Raw genomic sequence first — 6,492 nt, 5'->3', positions numbered from 1 at the left:
CCCGAGGCGGCCAATGCGGCGACCAGGCCGGTCAGGGTGTCGCCGGTGCCGCCCATGGCTTCCATGGCCGCGCTGGCCGGTGCATCCACGGTCTTGCGGATGCCTTGGGCATCGGCCAGGTAGTCCGTGCGGCCCTTGACCAACAGCCACCGGGCCGCGTTGGCATTTTGGTAGGCCCGCGCGATAAGCTCGGGGACCTTGTTCTCCTGGTGGAGGATGAACCCGCGGGTGTAGAAGGGGTGGGGGCATGCTCGTCCGCCAGAAAGGCCAGCTCGCCCACATCCGGGGTGAACAGATCGTATTGGTCGGCCTGCCCGCTCATCTTGGCCGCGTACATGAACCCGGCGTCGGCGATCAGGACCGGCCGGGGAAGAATCCGTTCAACGGTGAACAGCACCCGGTTGTGCCAATCCACATCGGGCTGCAGGTAATGAAAGACCAGCACGGTCCAGGCAGACCGGTCCAGGGCTTGCTCCATATGCGCGTAAAGCCGGCGGCTGCCCTCGCCACGGCCGATATCCCCCACCAACCACGCCTCCACCGCCGGCAAGGGCAGCACCGTTTGGGCTGCCAGGACCGCGCCCACCAGGCTGGGGTGCCGCGTTGAATGGCCACCTGCCGATCCCCAACGATCAGCCGGCCGTTTTTCAGGTATACCGGCCCGTTGACCATCGGGAACCCGGCGTCCGGTACCGTCCCTAGGATGCAGAGCATTGGCGGCGGATCTCCTCGTAGGCCAGCTCCAAGGCGTAACCGCAGAGGGTGTGGCCGATATCGCGCGGTCTCGGGGCCTGGTCAAGCGTCCTGCCCACCATTTCCTGGGCCAGATAGGGGACGTCCGGGCACCCGCCACCGGAAATATTTACGATGATTTGCGAACGCTTTTCGATGCAGATCTTCATGTTGGCGGCCCGCACCATCAGCCAGGCCCCGTAGTCGACGGTCTGAAACAGATCCACCGGCGCCAGCAAGGGCCCGGTCACCGGCACCATCTCCAATGGCGGCGCGCCGGTCTCGTCCAGCAGGCGCATGATTTCAAGGCGCTCCATGAGGGGAAACTCGATCACCAAGTCGCAGCCGCGCTGGATTTCCGGCGGCGGCCCCATCACCCGCACCGGCCAGCCGGCCGCTTTCAGGCAGTTTTCGGCCCGGATCACCTCGCTGGTGTTCTCGAAGATCAGGATGCCACGATCCGCTCGGGGGAGCGCGGCGGTTTTGTCCGGGGCGCGCTTGAGGCCGTTTTTCAGGAAGGCGAAAAACCCCATGTCAGCTTTTTGTCACCGTGATCTTGTACCCTTCGCCGTCAGGCTGGATATCCTTGACCGTGCATCCCTGGCTGGTGGCCGCGCGGCTCACGTTCTCCTTGGACGTGTCGGTATCCACCAGAATGACAATTTCCTTTTCGCTGCCCTGTTTGATTTCGTCAAGGGTCAACAACACCGGTTGCGGGCATGAAAGGCCGCGCGCATCGATCAGTTTAGACATCGTCTTCCTCCTTTTATCTTGAACACTGATATGGTTCAATCAACGCCACCATCGATCACGATCGAATCCCCGGCGCACAATTTACGGATGCCGAATTCCTGGTGAAACCGGCTCAGGGCCGGCAGATCGGTACAGTGCAGCGGATAAAGATGCGCGACCGGGTTGGCCTTGAAAAAATCGATTGTCCGTTCCAGTTGAAGCGGTTCCCCCAGCAGGTGAAAACCGCCCAACACGGCATGCACCCGGTCTTCTCCCGTGACCTTGCGGGCATACGCGACGATATTGCAGATCCCGGCGTGGGAACATCCCGAAACGATCACCAGGCCTTTTGGGGTACAGATGGCCAGGGCTGAATCGTCCATGATGAAGTCCGCCGCGCGTTGGCCGTTCTTCATTTGGTAGAAACGGGTCTGGCGGGCCTCGAAATCATTTTCCCGCGGAATTTCCCCCAGGAAGTAAATCCCATCCGCGATGGGGCATGGCGTTTGGGACAGGACCAGATCGAAACGCGCCTCGATTTCTTCCCGGTGCCAGCCGATGCCGTTGTATTCACCGGATGCCTTGTGCCGGTCGGCAAAGACGCCGGGATGGGCCAATAGGCGAAACTTGGCCGGCGACATTTCCCAAAGCGCCTTGAGGCCGTCGGTATGGTCCCAATGACCATGGCTCAGCACGACCAGATCAATGGCGTTGAGGTCGATTTCCGCAAGCGCGGCGTTATGCAGGAAAAGATCCGTGGCCCCGGTGTCGAAGAGGATTTTGCGGTCGGCTTCGATAAAGGCGCAAAATCCGTGCTGGGCCAGAAAAATCTTGTCCTTGTAGCCCATTTGGGCCTGGTCTTCGCACAAGATGGTGATTTTGATATGGTCGTTCATCGGCAAACCGCCTGTTAAAGGTGTCTAAATCAGGATCCGTTCCAGAAACTGGCGGGTCCTTTGGTTTTGCGGGCGCTCGAAAAATCGCTGCCGGTACCGGTCTCGACGATTTTGGCCTGGCTCATGAAAACGATGCGATCGGCCACCCCCCGGGCGAAGCCCATTTCATGGGTGACCACCACCATGGTCATGCCCTCCCTGGCCAGGTCGGTCATGACATCCAGGACCTCCTTGATCATTTCCGGGTCCAGGGCCGAGGTCGGCTCGTCGAAGAGCATGATTTTGGGTTCCATGGCCAAGGCGCGGGCAATGGCCACCCGTTGTTTCTGACCGCCGGACAACTCTTCCGGGAAGCGCGACGCCTTTTCCGGAATGCCGACGCGTTCCAGCAGGGCCATGGCCTTTTTCTCGGCCACCGCCCGTGACATTTTACGTACCCGCATGGGCGCCAGGGTGATATTCTGCATCACCGTCATGTGGGGGTAAAGCTCGAAATGCTGGAACACCATGCCGATTTCGGCGCGCAGCTTGTGGATATCGGTTCCCGGCTGGCGAACGGATACGCCGTCCACCACAACCCGGCCTTCCTGGAAGCGCTCCAGGCCGTTGATGCACCTGAGTAGCGAGCTCTTCCCCGAGCCGCTCGGACCACAGATGACCACCGTCTGGCCGCGCCGGATGCTTTCACTGACATCGTCGAGCGCTTTATGGGTCTTGTCGTACCACAGGCTGACATGCTGGATCTGGATCAAGCCAAGGACATCCTTTCCCTTCTTTTCTCCAACCGCTGACTGGCCAGGGAGCCCGCCGAGCAGATTGCGAAATAGACTGCGCCGGCGAAAAGATAGAGCTCCACGGAGCGTGCCTCCCTGGCGTCCACCAGGTTGACCCGTCGCAAGAATTCCCTCAGGCCGATCACATAGGCCAGGGAGGTGTCCTGGAAGATCACCACGGACTGGGTGACCAGGGCCGGCACCATGTTGCGCAGGGCCTGGGGCAGGATCACATAACGGACCGTCTGGTAACCGGTCAAGCCGCTGGCCCGGGCCGCCATGGACTGCCCTTCGGGTATGGACTGGATGCCGGCGCGGATGATTTCCGCGAAGTAGGCCGCCTCGAAGACGATGAAGGAGACGATGGCGGCCGCAAATGCCTGCATGGGTTTGCCGGTGATCACCGGGAAGAGAAAATAGAGCCAGAAGATCACCAGAATCAAGGGTAGCCCCCGGAAGAAGTGAATGTACGCCGTCGCCGGCCAATAGAGCCAGACGCGGGAGGAAAGCCGGGCCAGGGCCAGTAGCGTGCCGAGCATCAGGCCGCAGACAATGGTGATGACCGCGAGTTGAACGGTCAGGCCCAGTCCGCCCATCATGAACGCAAAGTTGTCGCTGACGACGTCCAGGTCCATGTCGATCACCGCCTGACGATCATGCCGGGGATGCGGACCCGTTTTTCGGTAAACGCCATGCCCGCCGTAATGCAAGCCGCGATGCACAGGTACACCGCGCTGGCCGCGGTGGTCGTCTCCAGGCCGTGCCAGGTAAAGGAATCAATATAATAGGCCGTGTGGGTGACCTCCATGACGCCGATGGTCATGGCCAGGGCCGAATTCTTGAAACAGGTCAAAAATTCGGTGGTGAACGGTGGCAGGATCAGTCGCAGGGCGAAGGGGGCGATCACGTAACGGTAGACCTGAACGGTCGTCAATCCGGTGGCGTAGGCGGCGCGGTACTGATCCCTTGGAATCGCCATCAGGCCGGCGCGAAACTGTTCCGCGACCCGGGAGGCCGTGTAGGTGCCCAGCGCCACCACCCCGGCCCAGAAGGCATAGTTGGGCACGTTGTCGTACAACCACGCCTGGGCCGGTTTGGGCAGCAGCAGCGGCGCGGCGAAGTACCAGAAAAAGAGCTGGACCAGAAGCGGGGTGTTGCGAAAGACCTGCACATAGGCGCCGCCCACGAGCCTGGTGAAACGCAGGGGCAGGACCCGGCAAAGGCCCACGGCCAAGCCCAGCACCAGGGCGATGAGCCATGCCAGCAAGGAGAGCTGGAGCGTCGTCAGGATCCCCTTGACGAGCATGCCGCCATAGGGATCCCGCCACAAAACGCTCCAGTCGAATGTATAGTTCAGAATCCCCATGGCCGAAAGCCGGTTGCCTCCGTTTTAAAGGATTCGTAAAAAGCCCAAGATCAAGGCTTGCGAATCCTTAAGGAGCGAGGCGTACTTAAGCGTACGCCGCAGTGACGAAGGATTCGCGTAACGCCGATATTGGGTTTTTTACGAGTCCGCCTTTTAATCTGGATAACTTAACACCTTGAGCAACGTTTTATACTCGGGGCTCATGGGCAGGGGCACTTCACCCTCGGGACCGAACCACTTGGCGTAGATTTGCTCGAACCGACCGCTCTTGATGGTCCGGATGAGGGTGGCGTTGACGAAATCGCGCCATTCTCCCTGGTTTTCCGGCAGGATGATCCCGTAGGGTTCGTAGGTCAGGTACTTTCCGACGATTTTCCAGTCCGCGGGGTTTGGCGCTTGGCCTTCATCCCGGCCAGGATGCTCGCATCGGTGAAATAGGCGTGGATCTTGCCCTGCTGCAGGGCCAGAAAGCCCTTGTTATGCTCTTCGAAGAGAACTTTCTCGCAGGCCGGCTGAATCAAGCCCGATTCCATGGCCCTGTCCAGGCCCTTGATGTTGGCGGTGGAGCCGCTGCCCATGCCGACGCGCTTGCCGGCCAGATCCGGGAAATCCTGGATGTCGCTGCCCTTGGGCACCAGGAGCATAGTGCCGGTGAGAAAATAGGGCAGGCTGAAATCGACCACCTCTTCCCGTGCCAGGGTGATGGTCGTCGATCCGATGCCGATATCCACCGTGCCGTTGACCACCAGCGGGATGCGGGTCTTGGGGTTGATCGGCTGCCTGACCAGTTCGATCGGTTTGCCGAAGCGGGTACTCAGGGCAGCGACGATCTCCTGGCCGATATCGATCCCGAAGCCGGCCCATTGGCCCTTGGCGTCGATATACCCGAAGGGAACGGAGCCTTCGCGAAAGCCCATGGTGACCTTGCCGGTTTTTTCGATTTTTTCTAAAATGTCTTGGGCGCAGGCCGGCGCGGCCAGGGCCAGACAGATGACCATCACCAGGGCAGCCCGAAGGCGCCGCGACACCGATTTTCCTTGACCGTGTTGGATTCTCATTTCAGCTCTCTTTCTCTCTTCAATTCGGGTAAATTGGTCATTTCTGGACGAGCACTACTTGGTGGTTTGACGCATGGTAAAACCAATAAACAAACACACGGCCATGCCGACGATTACCGCCGCCATGCCGTGGGGACCGATTCCCTTGGGTGAACTGGCCAGTCCGAAATTATGGGCGAATCCCGCGCCGACGATCATTCCCAGGACGAACACCGCAGCATCCCCATCGCCCTCACCCGAAAGAAACAACTGACGGCCCGGACAGCCGCCGGCCAGGGCAAAGGCCAGGCCGGCCAACATCATGCCGGCGAAGTTCCAGGTTTGCATGGTGTGGGCCACGGGCTGGCCGGCAAAACCGGGGTGGAACTGGCCCAGGGCCAGGTTGGTCAGAAAGGCGAAGACCAGCAGGCTGATGAACCCGCTCAAAAGGTGGGTCTGGCCGAACAGCACCAGGTCCCGGATGGCGCCCATGGTGCAGAAGCGGCTGCGCTGGGCCAGGAAGCCGATGCCGAGACCCACGATCAGGGCCAACAGCAAAGGGGCGTGCATGGCGCCGGGCCCCTTGATACTATAAAAAAGGATATCGTTTTCGCCTGGCCTTGAATCTGCGGAAAAACCAGGATGAGGAGCAGTAAACCGACCATGACCAATGGCAGCATCCAACCCACCGCGGCATGGGTGGTCTGGGTCCGGCCGAGATTGTAGCCCTTCTTGAGAAAAAGGGTCCCGATCCAGATGCCGGCGGCCAACCCCAGGAGCCCGAAGATGGCGTTGCCGTCGCCGCCGGCCAGGCGCAGCACGGCCCGCCACGGGCATCCCAGAAAAACCAGGGCGCCGATCATGGCAAAGGCGCCGAGAATGAAACGCACGATGGGCGCCGAGCCCACACGCGGCCGGTACTCCTTGAAGAGATAGGCGGCAAGCATCGAACCGAG

The 6,492-nt window shown here is 60.7% G+C and carries 9 protein-coding genes and 1 pseudogene; all 10 read right to left on the bottom strand.

Annotated features, from left to right (window positions below):
- Positions 1-31 precede the first annotated feature (31 nt).
- The gene (locus JCM12296_RS49720) at positions 32-586 is read right to left on the bottom strand and encodes a hypothetical protein (RefSeq protein WP_308417255.1); all 555 of its coding nucleotides are present in this window, start codon (positions 584-586) and stop codon (positions 32-34) included.
- Positions 587-698: 112 nt separating this feature from the next.
- Positions 699-1,265 (bottom strand): putative Se/S carrier protein, encoded by a 567-nt coding sequence (locus JCM12296_RS31745; RefSeq protein WP_083456717.1) that lies wholly within the window; start codon positions 1,263-1,265, stop codon positions 699-701.
- Between the two features lies 1 nt (position 1,266).
- A complete protein-coding gene (locus JCM12296_RS31740) occupies positions 1,267-1,485 on the bottom strand; it encodes a sulfurtransferase TusA family protein (RefSeq protein WP_054701505.1) in 219 nt (72 codons plus the stop codon).
- Between the two features lie 35 nt (positions 1,486-1,520).
- The gene (locus tag JCM12296_RS31735; RefSeq protein WP_054701502.1) at positions 1,521-2,360 is read right to left on the bottom strand and encodes an MBL fold metallo-hydrolase; all 840 of its coding nucleotides are present in this window, start codon (positions 2,358-2,360) and stop codon (positions 1,521-1,523) included.
- 29 nt (positions 2,361-2,389) lie between these two features.
- A complete protein-coding gene (locus JCM12296_RS31730; protein WP_306304178.1) occupies positions 2,390-3,112 on the bottom strand; it encodes an amino acid ABC transporter ATP-binding protein in 723 nt (240 codons plus the stop codon).
- Positions 3,109-3,768 (bottom strand): amino acid ABC transporter permease, encoded by a 660-nt coding sequence (locus JCM12296_RS31725; protein WP_054701513.1) that lies wholly within the window; start codon positions 3,766-3,768, stop codon positions 3,109-3,111. The genes JCM12296_RS31730 and JCM12296_RS31725 overlap by 4 nt, the downstream gene beginning before the upstream one ends.
- Before the next feature lie 5 nt (positions 3,769-3,773).
- Positions 3,774-4,499: an amino acid ABC transporter permease gene (locus JCM12296_RS31720; RefSeq protein ID WP_246805199.1), complete on the bottom strand. Its 726-nt coding sequence runs from the start codon at positions 4,497-4,499 to the stop codon at positions 3,774-3,776.
- Positions 4,500-4,852: 353 nt separating this feature from the next.
- Positions 4,853-5,527, bottom strand: coding sequence for a transporter substrate-binding domain-containing protein (locus JCM12296_RS31715; protein ID WP_422699202.1), 675 nt, complete (start codon positions 5,525-5,527; stop codon positions 4,853-4,855).
- Between the two features lie 84 nt (positions 5,528-5,611).
- Positions 5,612-6,106, bottom strand: a complete 495-nt coding sequence (gene yedE / locus JCM12296_RS48510; protein ID WP_281492223.1) for a YedE family putative selenium transporter — start codon at positions 6,104-6,106, stop codon at positions 5,612-5,614.
- Positions 6,079-6,492, bottom strand: a pseudogene (locus JCM12296_RS48505) (YedE family putative selenium transporter); the annotation flags it as partial. The pseudogene JCM12296_RS48505 and the gene yedE, both read right to left, overlap by 28 nt.

It is taken from the genome of Desulfosarcina cetonica JCM 12296 (assembly GCF_001311845.1).
GTDB classification, from domain to species: domain Bacteria; phylum Desulfobacterota; class Desulfobacteria; order Desulfobacterales; family Desulfosarcinaceae; genus Desulfosarcina; species Desulfosarcina cetonica.
This window is presented reverse-complemented; position numbering and strand designations above follow the sequence as displayed.